We start from the raw sequence: 16,804 nt of genomic DNA on the forward strand, positions 1-16,804 counted from the left end.
GCATGACGAACGAGATCGAACGGGCGAACAGCCCCAGCCTGGCGCTGCGTTTCCTGCGCTTTCCGCTGACCCTCATCGTGTTGGGGTTCGTGGTCTTTTCGTTCGTCGCCGCGCCAGTCCAGGCGATGGCCTTCCTCGGCACGGAGGCGGTGACGGGGCCGGCGATCCTGGCGGCATCGGTCGTCACGGCCGCGCTGGTCATCCTCGTCTGGAAGGGCTGGCGCCGCTGGATCGAGGGCGACCGCGACCGCGAGTTCACCTGGCCGGGCGCCGGGCGCGAACTGGGCGCCGGTTTGTTGGCAGGGTTCCTGATCTTCGCCTCCGCCACGGGGATCGTCTGGTTGCTGGGTGGAATCACCTTCCAGGGCGTGCGTCCGATCGGCGAGACGCAGCTGTGGCAATGGCTCGGCATCGCCATCGTCAGCGGCGTTTTCGAGGAGACGCTGTTCCGCGGCGTGGTCCTGCGCCAGTTCGAGCGGCTCGGCGGCACCTGGGTCGCGCTGGTACTGTCGTCATTGCTGTTCGGCCTGATCCACCTCGGCAACGAGAATGCAACTGTGACGGGCGCGGTGGCTATCATGCTGGAAGCCGGCATCCTGCTGGGCGCAGCCTATCTCTACACCCGCCGTTTGTGGTTCGTGGCCGGCATCCATGCCGCGTGGAATTTCACGCAGGGGTGGATCTTCAGCGTGCCCGTTTCCGGCACCGGCGAGGTCATCGGCCTGTTCTCGACCCGCCGCGACGGGCCCGAGTGGCTGACCGGCGGCGACTTCGGGCTGGAAGCGTCGATCCCCGCAATCGTCGTTTGCACCCTCGCCGGGGTGGCCATGCTGGTCGCCGCCCACCGCAAGGGCGAATTCCGCCCGTCCGAACGGCGGCGGCGGGCCGCGCTGGCCGTTCAGGCCGAGCCTTCGCCCTCCGCATCCGTCGAACCGTCGTAATCCGCGCGGTCGGAGCGCATCTTCTCGATCTTTTCCACCAGGTCCTTGCCCTGCTTCGAGTAGTGCGGGTGGAAGGCGAGGAACTGGACCAGCGACAGCGCCGGTTCGAACTTGCCCTGGTCGGCATAGGCCATCGCCAGCTCCACGCGGTAGTCGACGATCTCCGGCGCGCGCCCGAACGCGGCTTCCAGCCCCTGGATGGCGACATCCGGCGGCCGCTTTCCATACTCCGAGTATGTGCGGTAGAATTCGTACAGCGCCTGAGGGTTGCTCGGATCCGCGTTGTTGGCCCGGACGAACAGCTTGCGCGCCTCGGCAACATCGGCATCCGAAGGTGACCCGTCGCCCATCTCCAGAATGGTCAGACCTTTGGTCATCAGGGCCGCCACGTTCTTCGGATCGACGGCGAGCACCAGGTCCGCCGCAGCCTGCGCCGCGCCAAAGTGCGCCCGTCCGACCGCCTTGTCCTCCGTCTCTTCGCCGACAGCGAATTCGGCCTGGGCCAGTTCGGCCAGAACGGCGGGATTGTCCGGCGCGCTGGCGGCGAGCGCCGCAGCCCTGGCGAGCGCCTGGGCAGGATAGATGCTGGCGCGGCGCGCGATCCGGGCTTCCAGCAGATCCGATTCCATCGGGCTGAGCCGGGTGACTGTAACCGTCCCGTCGTAGGGAAGGGCGTTCTTCGAGGTGAACGACGTCAGCCCCCGGCGCGTCAGGCGCAGCAGTTCGCTGTCGAGATCGTCGAGCGAGCCGAACGCTTCGACTGCCGCCTCTTCCGGCGTGCTGCCGGACCCGAACGCCCGCATGTAGCGGTCGAGCTTGGCGAGGCCCTCGGGCGTCGAGATCAGCGCGTGGGTCAACAGCCACGAACGGCCGTAGAATACGTCGGACTGCATCGCGTTCAGACCTTCGAGGTCGCCGGTCAGGATGCGCTTGATCGGCAGGCGGTCGCCGTCGAGCAGGCCGTAGGCGCGCGCCTTGGCGACATTGCCCACGGTGTAGCCTTCGGTCCGGCTGAACGTGGTGTATGAAAAATATTCCGCAAAGCCCTCGAACAGCCAGAGTGGATAGGAATCGGGCACGTAGCGGGTGAAGAAGTGATGGGCGTACTCGTGGAACAGGACCTGCCGGGCCGTGCTCTGATATTCGCTTTGCGCACGCTCGCGACTGGACACGGCAAACGCACCCTCGGTGTTGCCGGTGTAGAAACCGCCGAGCGACCCGTCACTGACGCCGCGCAAGCGCGAAACCGCGTCGGTGTCCTCCAGGATGAAGATGGGCAGGCGGCTGGCATCCTCGTGCGCTCCGGCCTTGAACCAGCCTCTCAGCAGCGCGTCGAATTTCTCGGCGTCGTCCGCGAAGCGCCGGAGTTCGCCTTCCGACCCCTCGCTGTAGAGGATGAAGTGCTTGCTGTCGGCGCGCAGCCACTCGGCGCTGGCCTGCGCCGGAAGATTGACCAGTATTGCAAGAACAAAGGCCGCGAAGGCCCTGTATCGAAGCGGTTTCATAGGTTCGACCCCCAAGTCCGCCGGCAGGATGCATAACCGGCAAAAGCCAGTCAATCCTCAGACGAAGCTGTAGGGATCGATGTCGACCGCGACGCGCACGCCGGGTGCAAAGGTCAGGGCGCCCAGCCACTGGCGGATCACGTCCTGCACTTCGGCGCTGCGGCGCGCGTTGAGCAGGAGGCGATAGCGATAGCGGCCGCGCAGCAGGGCCATGGGGGCCGGGGCCGGTCCCACGATCATCACATCGTCCAGTTCAGGCCGCGTCGCGCCGATCCGGTTGGCGGCTTCCTTCGCCTCGTTCTGGTCCTCGCTGGACACGATGATCGCGGCCCAGCGGCCGAACGGCGGGGCGCCGGCATGGCGCCGCGCGTCGGTCTCGGCTTGGTAGAACGCGTCGCGGTCGCCGGCGGCCAAGGCGGCGATGACTGAGGCCTTGGGATGGCGGGTCTGGATCAGCACCTCGCCCGGCTTGTCGCCGCGCCCGGCGCGCCCGGCGACTTGGGCGATTTGCTGGTAGGTCCGCTCCGCCGCGCGCAAGTCCCCGCCTTCGAGCCCCAGGTCGGCGTCGACCACGCCCACCAGGGTGAGCTCGGGGAAATGGAAGCCCTTGGTGACCAGCTGCGTGCCCACGATCACGTCCACCGCGCCCGCCTCCACCTCGGCCACGAAGCGCGCCGCGCTGCCCGGCGAATTGAGCGTGTCGGACGTGGCGAGCGCCAGCCGCGCTTCGGGCAGGAGCCGGGTGACCTCGTCGGCGATCCGTTCCACCCCGGGGCCACAGGCCACCAGGCAATCGGGCTCGCCGCACTCGGGGCAGGTGTCCGGCGGTGCCGTCTCGTGTCCGCAATGATGGCAGGCGAGGCGGCGGCTCAGGCGGTGTTCGACCAGCCAGGCGCTGCAGTTGGGGCACTGGAAGCGATAGCCGCAATTCCGGCACAGCGTGAGCGGGGCATAGCCGCGCCGGTTGAGGAACAGCAGCGACTGCTCCCCGCGCGCCATCCGCTCCTTGATTTCCTCGACCAGGCGGGGCGCGAGCCAGTGCCCGCTGGGCGGCTTTTCCTGTGTAAGGTCGATGGTGGCGATTTCGGGCAGCCGAGCGTCGCCGAAACGGTCGGCCAGTTCCAGCCGCTCGTAGATGCCGCTGGCCGCCATCTGCAGGCTTTCAAGCGCGGGCGTGGCGCTGGACAGGACGATGGGGATGTTTTCGAACCGGGCCCGCATGACGGCCACGTCGCGGGCGTTGTAGCGCACGCCTTCGTCCTGCTTGAAGCTGACCTCGTGCGCCTCGTCGACCACGATCAGGCCGAGGTTGGCATAGGGCAGGAACAGGGCTGAGCGGGCGCCGACGGTGACTTGCGCTTCCCCCGCCGCGATCGAGCGCCAGGCGCGGCGCCGCTCGGTCGACTTGAGCGAGGAATGCCAGACGATCGGCGGCGCGCCGAAGCGCTCCTCGAACCGGCGCAGGAACGCCGCCGTCAGCGCGATCTCGGGCAGCAGCACGAGCACCTGCCGGTTCGCCCTGAGCGCCGCGGCGATGGCTTCGCAATAGACTTCGGTCTTGCCCGATCCGGTAACCCCGTCGAGCAGGAAGGGGGCGAATTGGGCTGCCTCCACCGCCTCGACCAGGCGGCTCGCCACCGGGGCCTGGCCTTCGTTCAGGTCCGGCTCCGTGAAATCGGGGCGCGCGCGGGGGTAGGGGCGGTCGCAGTCGACCTCGACCGGCTCCAGCGCGCCCTGGTTGACGAGCCCGCGCAGCACGCCTTCGCTCACCGCGGCGATGCTCGCCAGTTCGCGGATCGTCGCCTGTTCGCCATCGAGCGCCTCGATCGCAGCGAGGCGTTGCGGGGTCATCCGTTCGGGCATTCCGCCGGTCAGCCGGTATTCGATGGTGGTGGCCGGTCCGCGCAGCGCGCCGCCGCTCGCCAGAACCATCCGCGCGACCGAGGCGAGGCTGGCGCAGTAATAGTCGGCGGTCCATTCGATCAGCCGCCGCAGCTCGGCCTTCAGCGGCGGAACGGGCAGCACCGCCAGCAGGGGGCGCAGCTTGGCGTCCGGAACCTCGGTCGCGGGCAGTCGTTCCGCTTCCCACACGATCCCGACGATCTGGCGGGGGCCCAGCGGCGCAACCACGACGCTCCCCGGTCGGACCTCCATTCCTTCGGGAACGCGATAGTCGAGCGGGCCGAGCGCGGCATTGAATATGATCAGTCGTGCACGGTTCATCGGGTCGCCCATATGGGCAGCGTTTGGGTGGTGCCGCAAGGCACGCCGCCAGAGGAGCTGTTGAGATGACAGAAGTTGCTTCCCCCAATGCCACCATCCTGCGCCGCCGCGCGTTTCTCGCCGGCGGACTCGCCACGTCGGGCGCCTTCGCGCTGTCGGCCTGCGCCAGCGGGTTCGGCGGGGGCTTCAGCTTCGTCGACGCGATCCAGCGCCTGCTCTTCCTGTCGAGCGAGCGCGCGTTCGACAGGATGACCAGCAACGGCGGGTTCTGGGACCAGCAAGTCAGTCAGCTGGGCCTCGGCGAGTTCCTGGGCGGGCGGGGCGACGTTCTGTCGCGCATCCTGACGTCGGCGCTGTTCAAGAACCGGCTGGAAGATGCCTTTGGCGATATCGCCTGGGATGCCAGCCGCCGGGCCGCGCCGGTCGTGGCCGATACGATCCGCACCGTCGGCTACCAGAACGCCATCGACCTCATTCGCGGCGGGCCGACCGCTGCGACCAGTTTCCTGCGCGGCAACATGGGCAGCCGGCTGATCGACGTCATGGCGCCGGACGTGGGCAACGCCCTGCGGGTTGCGAGCGACCCGCTGGTGGGGCAGGTACTGGCCGCCTTCACCGGCGTGAACAGCGCGTCGCTGGCCACGGGCTTCGCCGACCGGGTGGACGACGTGATCTGGAACGAGATCGGCCTCGAGGAATCGGCCATTCGCCGCGACCCCGGTTCGACCCGCGACCCGGTGCTGATCAGCGTCCTGGGTGCCGGCAACGCGTTTTGACATAACGAGCCTTCGCCTTCGCGCTGCAATTGTGTAGGCGCGCAGCGATGGCCGACGAAACGCCCCTCGACCGTTTCAAGCATGCGCTGACGGGCGCCGCGCGCGCGATCGCGCACGAGGCGGAGGCCGAGGTGTCGTGGACCAGCGACACGCCGGCCGTGCAGGGCAAGGCGATCCGCGTGCCGATGCCCGGGCGCAACCTGCCCGCCGGTGCGGCGCAGGAAGCGCGCGGGTTCGCCGACAGTTTTGCGCTCAAGCTGCGCCACCACGACGAGGGCCTGCACCGCAAGGGCATGCCGGCCGAACCGCTCGCCCGCGCCGCCTACGACGCGATCGAGCGCGTGCGCTACGAGGCGCTGGGCGAGAACAACTATGCCGGAATGCGCGGCAACCTGGCGGCGGCGACCGACCTGCGCACCCGCTCCGATCCCATCGCGCGGGCGACGGTCGAGGACGAGGTGCCGGTGGCCGCGGCCCTCTCGCTCATGCTGCGCGAGGCACTGACCGGCCAGCCCGTCCCGCCCTCCGCCAGCGCGGCGGTGGACATGCTGCGCGAATCGATCGAGGCGCGCACCGGCGACGATTTCGAACGCCTCGCCACCCTGCTCGACGACCAGCGCGCCTTCCAGCAACTCGGCCTCGACATGCTTCGCCATCTCGAGATGATCGCGACCGACGAGTTCGACGATGCGGGCGACGAGGACATGGACGGCGAGGAGCAGGACGGCTCCGACGAGACCGACTCCGACAATTCCGAGGAGCAGGGCACCGAACAGCGCCCGCAGGAAATGACCGCCGAGCAGGGCGAGGGCGACGAGGACGGGGAGAGCGAAAGCGTGCCCCAGGACCAGGAGATGTCCGAAGGCGAGGTCGGCGACGAGGGCGAGGAGGCGATGATGCCGGTGCGCCCGAACCGCCCGTGGACCGATCTGCCCGAAACCTTCGACTACCAGGTCTACACCGAGGAATTCGACGAAGAGGTCGAGGCGACCGAGCTGTGCGATTACGAGGAGCTGGACCGCCTGCGCGCCTACCTCGACAGCCAGCTCACCGGCCTGCAAGGCGTCGTCACCCGCCTCGCCAACCGGCTTCAGCGCCGGCTGATGGCGCAGCAGAACCGCTCGTGGGACTTCGACCAGGAAGACGGCCTGCTCGATCCCGCCCGGCTCGCCCGCGTGATCGTCAGCCCGGGCCATTCGCTCAGCTACAAGATCGAGCGCGACCAGGAGTTCAAGGACACCGTCGTCACCCTGCTGATCGACAATTCCGGCTCGATGCGCGGGCGGCCGATCTCCATCGCGGCAATCAGCGCGGACATCATGGCCCGCACGCTCGAAAGGTGCGGCGTGAAGGTCGAAATCCTCGGCTTCACCACGCGCGCCTGGAAGGGCGGGCAGAGCCGCGAGAAATGGCTGAACGAAGGAAAGCCCTCGCAGCCCGGCCGCCTCAACGACCTGCGCCACATCATCTACAAGAAGGCCGACGAGCCGATGCGCCGCGCGCGCAAGAGCCTGGGGCTGATGATGCGCGAGGGGCTGCTGAAAGAGAACATCGACGGCGAGGCGCTGATCTGGGCGCACAACAGGATTTTGGCGCGCCCTGAGGATCGCCGCATCCTGATGGTCATCTCAGATGGCGCGCCGGTCGACGACTCCACGCTCAGCGTGAACAACGCCGGTTATCTCGAAACGCACCTGCGCAAGGTGATCGACTGGATCGAGCGCCAGTCCCCCGTCCAGCTCGTCGCCATCGGCATCGGCCACGACGTGACCCGCTATTACAAGCGCGCGGTGACGATCATGGATGTCGAACAGCTCGGCGGCACGATCATCGAGCAGCTGGCGGACCTGTTCGAGGTGGAGTGATGGGCCATCGCCGATCCCAAGAGGACCGGCGATGGAATCTCATCGGATCAACGTCGCAGGCCGCTGCGCGTTTCAAGTTCGGCGATGCGCCTTTCCAGGTACGCCTTTTCCTCGGCCGTGGTGGTCAGGCGGGCGTAGGCAGCTTCGAGCCGCGCGACGTCACCCTGTTCGATCCGCAATTGGGTCTGCGTCGCGGTGGCGAGGCCGCTCCGCGGGATCGCCTGGAGGATCGCGTCGAGGCGCGCGCGGGGAGTGAGGCTGGTGGCGCCGTAGGCCACGTCACCCAACCTCTCGTCGAGCCCATCTAGACGCTCGTCGAGGTCGAGCTTTTCGCTGTCGCTCAGTACCCCGTCGCTGAGGTACGATTTCTCGACCTCGATGACCGCATCGTAATCCAGCTTGAGCCGCGTGCCTTGCGTGCGGCTGACCTTGCGCGCGGTAACTGCGGCGTCGACCCGCTTGCGGAAGTCGAGCCGCCCTTCGGATACTTCGGCAGTCGGCATGGCCATGCTGGCGGGGTAGTTGCCGGTGTTCAGCACCTGCACGAGGACGTTGTAGCGCGCGGTGAGGTCCGAACGCTCCTGGGTCGTAAAGGTGCGATCGCCCGCGTAGCTCGTTTCGAGCTGGGTCAGGGCATAATAGTCCGATTTCAGTCGGGCCGCCGTCGTCTGATTGAGCGATCCGGTGCGGACATTCGTGTCGATTTGCGTTTCGAACTGCGCGCGCTGGTTGCCCAGCGGGGTCTGGCCCGCGTTCCACTGCGCCTCGATCGTCTGCGGAGTGGTGGCGGGGCGGCCGCCCAGGAGAGTGCCGAGGATCGCACCGATGCGTTCCTGGGTGGTCTGCGCCGTTGCCGACGTGCCGGCCAACGCCATGGCAATGGCTGCCGTCGTCAGCAGGATGGGCTTTTTCATGGGAATACCTTCCGGAATGGGAGAAAATTCGCGCTGCTACAGGCGAGTCGGGAGCACAACGCCTTGACCGGCAAACGGTTTCCTTGCCGCAGCAGCCCCGTTCTCACGCGTGCCGGCCTGCCTGGCTCGACTTGACGTCGTATTGGCGGTGCGTATGCCCGCCGCCATGACCGCGCCGCTCCACCTGTTCAACTCGCTCACCCGCGCACTCGAACCCTTCGAACCCGTCCATCCCGGCGAGGCGCGGGTCTATTCGTGCGGGCCGACGGTCTACAACTATCCGCACATCGGCAACATGCGCGCCTATGTCTTCGCCGACGTGCTGGGGCGGACGCTGAGCTGGAAGGGCTACAAGCTCACCCATGTCATCAACATCACCGACGTCGGCCACCTGACCGACGATGCCGACGCGGGCGAGGACAAGCTGGAGAAGGCCGCGGCCGAGCGCGCGCAGTCGATCTGGGACATCGCGAAGCACTATACAGAGGCGTACTGGGCCGACGTGAAGGCGCTCAATATTCGCCAGCCGGCCCAGTGGTCGATCGCCACCGACTACATCGAGCCGATGATCGAGTTCGCCAAGTCCATCGCGCCGGAGCATTGCTACGAACTCGACAGCGGCCTTTACTTCGACGTCTCGACCGTGGCCGAATACGGGCGGCTCGCTCGGGCTAAGACGGATGAGGGCGAGGGCCGGATCGAGGCGGTCGAGGGCAAGCGCAACGCGGCCGACTTCGCCATCTGGCGCAAGACCCCGGCGGGCGAGACGCGGCAGATGGAATGGGACTCGCCCTGGGGCCGCGGTGCGCCGGGCTGGCACCTCGAATGCTCGGTGATGAGCGGCAAGCTGCTGGGCTTTCCGTTCGACATCCATACCGGCGGGATCGACCACCGCGAGATCCACCACCCGAACGAGATCGCCCAGAACCAGGCCTTCTGCCACTCCGACGCGAGCGGGGCGAAGGTGTGGATGCACAACAACTTCCTGGTCGAACGCAGCGGCAAGATGAGCAAGTCGGCGGGCGAGTTCCTGCGGCTCAGGCTGCTGACGGACAGGGGATACCATCCGCTGGCCTATCGCCTGATGTGCCTCCAGGCGCATTACCGCAGCGAGCTCGAGTTCAGCTGGGAAGGGCTGGGCGCTGCACTGACCCGGCTCAAGCGCATGGTGCTCGCTGTCGAGCAGCTCCGCGCCCGGCTGGGCGACGACGCTCCGCTGGCGGCGCCCGAAGGGGGCTGGACGCAAGGCGCGGTGCACGGCGAGATGGACGCGACGCTCCTGCCGCGCCTCGCCGACTTCGACGCCGCGATGAGCGACGATCTCAACACCCCACTGGCGCTGACCGTGCTGGAAGAGGTGCTGACGGCCAAGAAGCTCGACCCGGTCAAGCGCCTCGCGCTGGTGGAGGCGATGGACGCGGTGCTGGGTCTCGGCTTGGCGAGCCTCGCGCGCTCCGACCTTCGCCTTCGCCCATCTGCCGCGAGCATCGAGGAGGCCGCGATCGAGGCGACGCTCGCCCGCCGCAAGGAAGCCCGCGCGGCGAAGGACTTCGCCACCTCCGATGCGCTGCGCGACGAGCTCGCGGCGAGCGGCGTCGAGGTGATGGACGGCGACCCGCTGGGCTGGGAGTGGAAGCTCTGACAACCGAACACATTGTCGCGGTCCTCCCCGCGCACCAGCGCGCAGCGATCGAGCCGCACTTGCCGGCCGAGATCGAGGCGTACTGGTGGCACGATCCCGCGGAGATGGTGGCCCTGGCGCCGCTGGCGCAGATCGGCTGGTTCGACCTTCACGAGAAGCCCCCGGCGCTGGCGGCCATCGCCGCGGCGAGCGACCTGCGCTGGCTGTGCACCACTTATGCCGGTGTCGACTGGATGCCGCTGGGCGACCTTGCCCGGCGCGGCGTCGTCCTGTCGGGCGGGTCGGGCCTCACCGCCAACCAGGTGGCCGAGTACGCGGTCATGGGGATGCTCGCACTGGCCAAGGACCTGCCGGCCATCGTCCGCGCGCAGGACCGCGAGGAGTGGATGACGGAGCCGCAGGGCGAGCGCGACCTGGCGGGCAGCCGTGCGCTGCTGCTGGGGCACGGCGCCATCGGCCAGGCGATCGGCAGGATGCTCGCCGGGTTCGATGTCGCCTGCGAACCGGTGGGCAGCCGCGACACGGGCTGGCGGGACCGGCTGGGCAGCTTCGACTGGATCGTCATGACCCTCCCGGAGACCCCGCAGACCGCCGGGATGATGGGCGCCGCGGAGATCGCCGCGCTGGGCCCGCAGGCGGTGGTCGTGAATTGCGGCCGGGCGGCGACGCTGGATCAGGAAGCGCTGCAGCAGGCGCTTGCCGAGCGGCGCATCGCGGGCGCGGTGCTCGATATCACCGATCCCGAGCCGCTGCCCCCCGGCCACCCGCTATGGTCGCTGCCCAACGTGCTGATCACCATGCACCTCGCCGGCACCCCCACCGCCGCCAGCCGCGCGCGGGCGGCGCAGCGGTTTCTCGAGAACCTGGCGCTATGGCGCGCGGGCCAGCCGCTGGTGGCGCAGGTGGATCTGCAACGAGGCTACTGACCGGCGGCGAAAGGTTACACCAAGTATACACCGGACCAGGCCGCTCATTCCTCGTCGAGCAGCAGCAGTTCGCAGGTGACGGTAAGGCGCGGTTCTGGCGCGAGCGTGTGATCGACCGAAACCATGGCCGCGTCGGCCACGAGTTGCCGGGGTATCGTGAATTCGTGTTCCGGCAGGAAGGCGATGAAGCGCTCGCCCGCGTCGACCGCGTCCACCCCTGCGAAGGTCACCGAAACACGGTGCCGGGTGCCGGCGAAGGTGACGCTGGCCCAGGACTTTTCCTCGTGCGTGGCGATCGAGCCCTGGCCCTCTGCCAACGCCAGCAACTGTTCGCGCAGGCGGGTGGTGGGCGAACGCCGCACCGTGCGCGGCATCTGCAGCTTAGTGTTGATGTGCATCGGGACCTCCGGCATAAGTGTTCATGAAATGTTCTACCCGTCTTTCCGTGGCATCGCGCGGCGTGCGCCCGTTGCGCAGGTCCAGCACGAAGCGTGGATCGCTGACCGCGAGGCGGCCGAAATTGGTTGCTGGCATCCTGGTCTGGCGCAGGAAGACCTCGATCTTACGGATCAGCATGGCGACTCCTTTTCCCCGGCGAATCGATGCCCCGATTCGTCGCGGGCGAAATCCAACTTGTCTAGGAAAAATACTTCGCGTAGGAAGGTTTTCTTAGCGATACAGGGAAGTGTCTCATGAACCCGCGCGACCGCCTGACCGAATTGTCCACCGAAAGGGGGGCCAGCCTTGCCGCGCTGAGCAGGATGATCGGCCGCAATTCCAGCTATTTGCAGCAGTTCGTCACCAAGGGCAGTCCGCGCAAGCTGGAGGAGGAAGACAGGCGGCGACTGGCCGATTTCTTCGGCGTCGGCGAATCGGAACTGGGTGCCCCCGACGACCACGGCGAGCCCCGCGGCGACTACGTGGATATCCCGCGGCTTCCGCTCGAGGCATCGGCAGGTCCGGGTGCGGCCGCGGCACAGGAAATTTCCTTCGACGCCTTCCGCTTCAGCCGCCGCTGGCTGCGCGAACAGGGGCTGGAGCCGGGCAAGCTGTCGGCCATTCGCGTCATGGGCGATTCGATGGATCCCGTGCTGCACGATGGCGACGAGATCCTGGTCGACACCCGCGAGCAGCGATTTCGCGACGGCATCCACGTGGTTCGCCTGGACGATACCCTGCTGGTCAAACGCATCGCTTCGCAGGGCGGGGGGCGCTTTGCCCTGCTCAGCCAGAACCTGGCTTACCCCCCCGTGACAGTTGCGGCGGCCGATCTGCAGATCGTCGGCCGCGTGGTGTGGAAAGGCGGCAGGCTCTAAACCCTTTCCGCCGCTCCCGGCTTCCAATCGGGTCAAGAACTGCCGTCGATGCGGGTCTGGCCGCACCTGCAGGCGCCCGATAGTCTCCCGGCAACAAGCACATGGGAGGATGGCGATGGCTTACCGAGTGATGGCCCTGGCGCTGCTGGCGCTCGTGCCGGCCGAAGCGCAGGCGCAGGCGGCGCGCGAATCGCTCGCCCAGCGGGTCGAACGGCTGGAGGACGAAAGCACGATTCGCACCCGGCTGATCGAGTACGGCAAGTTCCTCGACGCCAAGGACTACCATGCCTACGCCGCGCTCTTTGCCGAGGACGGCGTGTGGCACGGCGGGTTCGGCAGTTTCACCGGCCCCGCGGCGATCGAGGCGATGCTCACGGCCAATCTCGGCGCGCCGGAGCCGGGGTTCGTCAACACCAGCAACTTCCACATGCTGACCAATCCGCTGATCCGCATTCAGGGCGACCGCGCGCAGGTCGAATCGAAGTACCTGTTCTGGAACGCCACGGCAGAGAACCGGCCCAATCCGCTGCTGGCCGGGCGCTATGTCGACGAATTCGTGAAGCGCGGCGGCGAATGGAAGATCGCGCGGCGCACGACCTGGGGGCAGATTCCCTTCCGCGATCCCAACGCACCGGCCGCGCCGGGGGGCGGACCGGCGGCCGCCGCACCGGCCCTGTCGCTGGAGCAGAGGCTGCACCGGGCCGAAAGCGTCCTCGCTATCCAGCGCATCATCGTGGATTATTCCGACCGCATCGACCGGCAGGATTTCGACGCCTACGCCGATCTCTTCACGCCGGACGGCGTATGGCAGAACGGTCCGACGGTCCGGCGCGGACGGGCCGAGATCAAGGCCATGCTGACCGGCCTGTTCGGCACGCCGCCCGCCGGCTTCGTCAACCGCGACAGTTATCACCTGGTGTCCAACCCGCAGGTTGATATCGCGCCCGACGGCAACCACGCCACGGCCCGGAGCCGCCACCTGCTGGTCATGCGCGGCGAGGGCGGGGCGCCCACGCCCATGCTCGCCGGGTTCTACGAGGACGAGCTGGTCCGGCTCGACGGCGCGTGGAAGATCGCCAAACGGGTCGACAACCCTGTCATGCCCACGGCCGAGGAGTGGATGAAGGTCATCCGTGCGCGCAACGCCGCGCGCTAGCGGCATCTTGCGCCGGGCCGGCCGCGCGTCCACCTAGCGCCGCATGACTGTTGAATCCCCGATCCGTGCCGCGATCATTCCGGTGACGCCGTTCGTGCAGAACTGCTCGCTCGTCTGGTGCACGAAGACGATGCGCGGCGCGCTGGTCGATCCCGGCGGCGACCTCGACAAGCTGAAGGACGGCGCGGCCCGGGCGGGGGTGACGCTGGAAAAGATCCTGCTGACCCACGGCCATGCCGACCACTGCGGCCAGGCCGGGATGCTTGCCGAGGAACTGGATCTGCCGATCGAAGGCCCGCACGAGGCCGACCGGTTCTGGATCAGCCGGCTCGACGAAGACGGCCCGCGCTTCGGCATCCAGACCGCCGTGTTCGAACCAACCCGCTGGCTTAGCGACGGCGATACCGTCAGCTTCGGCGAGGTCGAGCTGGAGGTCATCCACTGCCCCGGCCATACGCCGGGCCACGTGGTATTCTTCCACCGGCCCAGCAGCTTCGCCTTCGTGGGCGACGTGCTGTTCGAAGGATCCATCGGGCGGACCGATTTTCCGATGGGCAACCACCAGGACCTGCTCGATTCGATCACGCAGAAGCTCTGGCCGCTGGGCGACGGGGTGACCTTCGTTCCCGGGCACGGCAATCCTTCGACCTTCGGCCGCGAGCGTCAGCACAACCCCTATGTCGGCGACACGGCGATGGCGGCCGCGCGCTAGGCGACGCCTGCCGCGATCAGCGCGGCATAGATGCCGAGACCGACAAGGGCGAGCATGGTGACGGCTATGCCGACACCGCGCTTCCAGTCCCCCACCTCATCGTCCATTCCGAACGCGTGGAGCACGCGGGCCACGATGTAGGCGCCCGCGACGAAGGCCAGCCACGGCGCGCCCCGGCCCGACAGCTCGATCGCGCCGATCAGCAGCAGGACGAAGGGGGTGTACTCGACATAGTTGAGCTGCGCTCGCATCCGCCGCCCCAGCAGCGCGTTGCCGCCATCGCCGTGCGATATCCTTTCCTTTACCCGCACGCGGCCCACCCGAATGCCGAGCCACATCGCCATGATCGCCGCGGCGGCGAACATGCTCAGCGTCACCGGAAGTATCATCGATCATCCCCCTCGCATCTGGACCGGGCGCGAGAGTGGCGCCACGCCGCTTGCAAGGCCAGCGAAAATCGGTATAGCGCGCGCCTTCACCGCATCGGCCGGCCGCTTCCCGCGCGCTTGCGCAGGTGTGGGGCTTGCCCTAGGGCGGACCGCGAAAATTGCAATTTACGAGATCAAGGAACAGGTGACGCCATGGCTGTCCCCAAAAGAAAAGTATCGCCGCACCGCCGGGGCAACCGTCGCTCCCACGACTCGCTGAGGGTCGAGGCTTTCCACGAGTGCGGCAACTGCGGCGAACTCAAGCGCCCGCACAACATGTGCTCCGCCTGCGGCCACTACAACGGCCGCCTGATCCTGGAGCCGAAGGGGCTCTGAGCCTCTTTAACCGGAAGGATCCGTTCGCATGAGTCTGCCGCGTATCGCCGTTGACGCGATGGGCGGGGATGAAGGCGTGCGCACGATGATCTCCGGCGCGGCCCTGGCCCGCCGTCGGCACGACAAGTTCAAGTTCCTCCTCGTGGGCGACCGCGCGCGCATCGAACGCGCGCTGGAAGCCCATCCCAACATGCGCGAAGCGAGCGAGATCCTCCACTGCGAGGATGTGGTGGGCGGCGACGAGAAGCCGACCCAGGCGCTGCGCCGCGCCAAGACCACCAGCATGGGCCTGGCCATCCAGGCGGTGAAGAACGGCGATGCCGGGGCGGCCGTCAGCGCCGGCAACACCGGTGCGCTGATGGCAATGAGCAAGCTCGCCCTGCGCACCATGCCGGGGATCGATCGGCCCGCGCTTGCCGCCCTGATGCCCTCGCTCGGCGATACCGACGTCGTCATGCTCGATCTGGGCGCCAACACAGATTGCGACGCGCGCAACCTGGTGCAGTTCGCGATCATGGGCGCTGCCTACGCGCGCATCGTCAACGGGCAGGACAGCCCGCGTGTGCGGCTGCTCAACATCGGCACCGAAGATACCAAGGGCACCGGCGAAGTGCAGCAGGCCGCCGCGCAGCTACGGGCCGCGACCGGACTTGCGATGAGTTTCGAAGGCTTCGTCGAAGCCGACAAGATCAACCGCGGCGAGACCGACGTGGTCGTGTGCGACGGTTTTTCCGGCAATATCGCCCTAAAGGCGATCGAGGGCGCTGCGCGCTTCGTGACCGACCTGTTGCGTTCCGCCTTCACCAGCTCGCTTCGCTCGAAGATCGGCTTCCTGGTCTCCCGCCCGGCGACCGAGCTGTTGCGCCATCATCTCGATCCGAACAATCACAACGGTGCGGTGTTTCTCGGCCTCAACGGGGTGGTCGTGAAGTCACACGGCAGCGCGACGGCCAAGGGCGTGGCCAACGCCGTCGACGTGGCGGCGCGCCTGCTGGAAGAGAGCCTGACCGAACGCATCGCCGCGGACCTGGCCGAGCTCGGCAGCGAAACGATGCGCACCACAAAGGGTGGCGCGACCAGGTGATCCGTTCGGTCTTCATGGGCTCGGGATCTGCCTTGCCGAAGCGGCTCGTCACCAACGACGAACTGGCCGCGCAGGTCGACACCAGCGACGAATGGATCCGCGAGCGGACCGGGATCACGCAGCGCTATATCGCCGGCGACGGGGAAACCACGGCTACCCTGGCGACCGACGCGGCGCGCGCGGCGCTGGAGAATGCCGGCGTCGACGCGTCCGAAGTCGACCTGATCGTCCTGGCCACCGCCACGCCGGACCAGACCTTTCCCGCAACCGCGACAAAGGTCCAGCAGGCGCTCGGCTGCAACGGCGGCGCGGCGTTCGATGTCGCGGCGGTCTGTTCGGGCTTTCTCTATGCGCTGGGCACAGCGGACTCGATGATCCGCACCGGCATGGCCCGGTGCGCGCTGGTGATCGGGGCGGAAACGTTCAGCCGCATCCTCGACTGGGAAGACCGCGCGACCTGCGTGCTGTTCGGCGACGGGGCGGGGGCGATCGTGCTGACGGCGCAGGACGTGCCGGAAGAGGGGCCGGGGGTACTCGCCACCCGCCTGCATGCCGATGGCGCCCACAACGCGCTGCTGTTCGTCGACGGCGGCCCGTCCACGACCGGGACGGTGGGCAAGCTGCGCATGCAGGGCCGCGAGGTGTTCCGCCACGCCGTCACCAACCTGGCCGAGGTGCTGGGCGAAGTGATGGAAGCCGCGGGCATGAGCGCCGACAAGATCGACTGGGTCGTGCCCCATCAGGCCAACCGGCGGATCCTCGACGCGACGGCCAAGAAGCTCGGCCTGAGCGTCGAGAAGATCGTCGTCACGGTCGACCGGCATGCCAACACCTCGGCCGCATCCGTGCCGCTCGCGTTCGACGAGGCCTGGCGCGACGGGCGCCTGAAGCGCGGCGATCTCGTCGTGCTCGAAGCGATGGGCGGCGGCTTCACCTGGGGTGCGAGCCTCCTAAGGCTGTGAATGGCTTTGCCCGAATGG

General features: G+C 67.8%; 17 protein-coding genes. 11 read left to right on the forward strand and 6 right to left on the reverse strand.

The window, feature by feature from the left end:
- The first annotated feature begins 2 nt into the window (after positions 1 to 2).
- Positions 3 to 941, forward strand: coding sequence for a CPBP family intramembrane glutamic endopeptidase (locus ACWPMZ_RS05145; protein ID WP_455702939.1), 939 nt, complete (start codon positions 3 to 5; stop codon positions 939 to 941).
- Here the strand turns inward: ACWPMZ_RS05145 and ACWPMZ_RS05150 are convergent.
- Positions 899 to 2,446: a hypothetical protein gene (locus tag ACWPMZ_RS05150; RefSeq protein ID WP_455702940.1), complete on the reverse strand. Its 1,548-nt coding sequence runs from the start codon at positions 2,444 to 2,446 to the stop codon at positions 899 to 901. The genes ACWPMZ_RS05145 and ACWPMZ_RS05150 overlap by 43 nt on opposite strands.
- Before the next feature lie 57 nt (positions 2,447 to 2,503).
- Entirely contained in the window at positions 2,504 to 4,669 is a 2,166-nt protein-coding gene (locus ACWPMZ_RS05155; RefSeq protein WP_455702941.1) for a primosomal protein N', read from the reverse strand.
- Positions 4,670 to 4,734: 65 nt separating this feature from the next.
- On the opposite strand from ACWPMZ_RS05155, the gene ACWPMZ_RS05160 reads away from it, so the two are divergent.
- The gene (locus ACWPMZ_RS05160) at positions 4,735 to 5,445 is read left to right on the forward strand and encodes a DUF4197 domain-containing protein (RefSeq protein WP_455702942.1); all 711 of its coding nucleotides are present in this window, start codon (positions 4,735 to 4,737) and stop codon (positions 5,443 to 5,445) included.
- A 47-nt stretch (positions 5,446 to 5,492) separates the two neighbouring features.
- Entirely contained in the window at positions 5,493 to 7,310 is a 1,818-nt protein-coding gene (gene cobT / locus ACWPMZ_RS05165) for a cobaltochelatase subunit CobT (protein WP_455702943.1), read from the forward strand.
- Between the two features lie 47 nt (positions 7,311 to 7,357).
- On the opposite strand, the gene ACWPMZ_RS05170 is transcribed toward cobT, so the two are convergent.
- A complete protein-coding gene (locus ACWPMZ_RS05170) occupies positions 7,358 to 8,224 on the reverse strand; it encodes a hypothetical protein (RefSeq protein WP_455702944.1) in 867 nt (288 codons plus the stop codon).
- Between the two features lie 166 nt (positions 8,225 to 8,390).
- Between ACWPMZ_RS05170 and cysS the strand changes: the two genes are divergently transcribed.
- On the forward strand, positions 8,391 to 9,866 hold the full coding sequence (gene cysS / locus ACWPMZ_RS05175; protein WP_455704166.1) for a cysteine--tRNA ligase: 1,476 nt from the start codon (positions 8,391 to 8,393) through the stop codon (positions 9,864 to 9,866).
- The gene (locus ACWPMZ_RS05180) at positions 9,854 to 10,792 is read left to right on the forward strand and encodes an NAD(P)-dependent oxidoreductase (protein WP_455702945.1); all 939 of its coding nucleotides are present in this window, start codon (positions 9,854 to 9,856) and stop codon (positions 10,790 to 10,792) included. The genes cysS and ACWPMZ_RS05180 overlap by 13 nt, the downstream gene beginning before the upstream one ends.
- Before the next feature lie 44 nt (positions 10,793 to 10,836).
- Here the strand turns inward: ACWPMZ_RS05180 and ACWPMZ_RS05185 are convergent, their stop codons facing one another.
- Together ACWPMZ_RS05185 and ACWPMZ_RS05190 are read right to left on the reverse strand one after the other, a co-directional pair.
- The gene (locus ACWPMZ_RS05185) at positions 10,837 to 11,190 is read right to left on the reverse strand and encodes a hypothetical protein (RefSeq protein WP_455702946.1); all 354 of its coding nucleotides are present in this window, start codon (positions 11,188 to 11,190) and stop codon (positions 10,837 to 10,839) included.
- Complete coding sequence (locus tag ACWPMZ_RS05190; RefSeq protein WP_455702947.1) at positions 11,174 to 11,368, reverse strand: hypothetical protein; 195 nt, start codon at positions 11,366 to 11,368, stop codon at positions 11,174 to 11,176. Before ACWPMZ_RS05190 ends, ACWPMZ_RS05185 begins: the two co-directional genes overlap by 17 nt.
- 116 nt (positions 11,369 to 11,484) lie before the next feature.
- Between ACWPMZ_RS05190 and ACWPMZ_RS05195 the strand changes: the two genes are divergently transcribed.
- From ACWPMZ_RS05195 to ACWPMZ_RS05205, 3 genes are all read left to right on the forward strand, one after another.
- Entirely contained in the window at positions 11,485 to 12,108 is a 624-nt protein-coding gene (locus ACWPMZ_RS05195; protein WP_455702948.1) for a LexA family transcriptional regulator, read from the forward strand.
- Positions 12,109 to 12,223: 115 nt separating this feature from the next.
- Positions 12,224 to 13,264 carry a nuclear transport factor 2 family protein gene (locus ACWPMZ_RS05200; protein WP_455702949.1) on the forward strand — a complete coding sequence of 347 codons (1,041 nt, stop codon included), beginning with the start codon at positions 12,224 to 12,226 and terminating at the stop codon, positions 13,262 to 13,264.
- A gap of 43 nt (positions 13,265 to 13,307) precedes the next feature.
- Positions 13,308 to 13,976, forward strand: a complete 669-nt coding sequence (locus tag ACWPMZ_RS05205; protein ID WP_455702950.1) for an MBL fold metallo-hydrolase — start codon at positions 13,308 to 13,310, stop codon at positions 13,974 to 13,976.
- Here the strand turns inward: ACWPMZ_RS05205 and ACWPMZ_RS05210 are convergent.
- The gene (locus ACWPMZ_RS05210) at positions 13,973 to 14,365 is read right to left on the reverse strand and encodes an MAPEG family protein (RefSeq protein WP_455702951.1); all 393 of its coding nucleotides are present in this window, start codon (positions 14,363 to 14,365) and stop codon (positions 13,973 to 13,975) included. The two genes, ACWPMZ_RS05205 and ACWPMZ_RS05210, sit on opposite strands and share 4 nt — an antisense overlap.
- A gap of 192 nt (positions 14,366 to 14,557) precedes the next feature.
- On the opposite strand from ACWPMZ_RS05210, the gene rpmF reads away from it, so the two are divergent.
- From rpmF to ACWPMZ_RS05225, 3 genes are read left to right on the forward strand one after another with little or no spacing between them, the layout of a single operon-like run.
- A complete protein-coding gene (gene rpmF / locus ACWPMZ_RS05215) occupies positions 14,558 to 14,740 on the forward strand; it encodes a 50S ribosomal protein L32 (RefSeq protein WP_455702952.1) in 183 nt (60 codons plus the stop codon).
- Between the two features lie 28 nt (positions 14,741 to 14,768).
- Positions 14,769 to 15,824, forward strand: coding sequence for a phosphate acyltransferase PlsX (plsX, locus tag ACWPMZ_RS05220; protein WP_455702953.1), 1,056 nt, complete (start codon positions 14,769 to 14,771; stop codon positions 15,822 to 15,824).
- A 14-nt stretch (positions 15,825 to 15,838) separates the two neighbouring features.
- A complete protein-coding gene (locus ACWPMZ_RS05225) occupies positions 15,839 to 16,786 on the forward strand; it encodes a beta-ketoacyl-ACP synthase III (RefSeq protein ID WP_455704167.1) in 948 nt (315 codons plus the stop codon).
- Positions 16,787 to 16,804 lie beyond the last annotated feature (18 nt).

This window comes from Tsuneonella sp. HG222 (assembly GCF_053819185.1).

Excerpts from the sequence above, each read along its gene's own strand:
- ACWPMZ_RS05145 (WP_455702939.1), top strand. The coding sequence starts at position 3 with ATGACGAACGAGATCGAACGGGCGAACAGCCCCAGCCTGGCGCTGCGT.
- ACWPMZ_RS05150 (WP_455702940.1), bottom strand. The coding sequence starts at position 2,446 with ATGAAACCGCTTCGATACAGGGCCTTCGCGGCCTTTGTTCTTGCAATA.
- ACWPMZ_RS05155 (WP_455702941.1), bottom strand. The coding sequence starts at position 4,669 with ATGAACCGTGCACGACTGATCATATTCAATGCCGCGCTCGGCCCGCTC.
- ACWPMZ_RS05160 (WP_455702942.1), top strand. The coding sequence starts at position 4,735 with ATGACAGAAGTTGCTTCCCCCAATGCCACCATCCTGCGCCGCCGCGCG.
- cobT (WP_455702943.1), top strand. The coding sequence starts at position 5,493 with ATGGCCGACGAAACGCCCCTCGACCGTTTCAAGCATGCGCTGACGGGC.
- ACWPMZ_RS05170 (WP_455702944.1), bottom strand. The coding sequence starts at position 8,224 with ATGAAAAAGCCCATCCTGCTGACGACGGCAGCCATTGCCATGGCGTTG.
- cysS (WP_455704166.1), top strand. The coding sequence starts at position 8,391 with ATGACCGCGCCGCTCCACCTGTTCAACTCGCTCACCCGCGCACTCGAA.
- ACWPMZ_RS05185 (WP_455702946.1), bottom strand. The coding sequence starts at position 11,190 with ATGCACATCAACACTAAGCTGCAGATGCCGCGCACGGTGCGGCGTTCG.
- ACWPMZ_RS05190 (WP_455702947.1), bottom strand. The coding sequence starts at position 11,368 with ATGCTGATCCGTAAGATCGAGGTCTTCCTGCGCCAGACCAGGATGCCA.
- ACWPMZ_RS05195 (WP_455702948.1), top strand. The coding sequence starts at position 11,485 with ATGAACCCGCGCGACCGCCTGACCGAATTGTCCACCGAAAGGGGGGCC.
- ACWPMZ_RS05200 (WP_455702949.1), top strand. The coding sequence starts at position 12,224 with ATGGCTTACCGAGTGATGGCCCTGGCGCTGCTGGCGCTCGTGCCGGCC.
- ACWPMZ_RS05205 (WP_455702950.1), top strand. The coding sequence starts at position 13,308 with ATGACTGTTGAATCCCCGATCCGTGCCGCGATCATTCCGGTGACGCCG.
- ACWPMZ_RS05210 (WP_455702951.1), bottom strand. The coding sequence starts at position 14,365 with ATGATACTTCCGGTGACGCTGAGCATGTTCGCCGCCGCGGCGATCATG.
- rpmF (WP_455702952.1), top strand. The coding sequence starts at position 14,558 with ATGGCTGTCCCCAAAAGAAAAGTATCGCCGCACCGCCGGGGCAACCGT.
- plsX (WP_455702953.1), top strand. The coding sequence starts at position 14,769 with ATGAGTCTGCCGCGTATCGCCGTTGACGCGATGGGCGGGGATGAAGGC.
- ACWPMZ_RS05225 (WP_455704167.1), top strand. The coding sequence starts at position 15,839 with ATGGGCTCGGGATCTGCCTTGCCGAAGCGGCTCGTCACCAACGACGAA.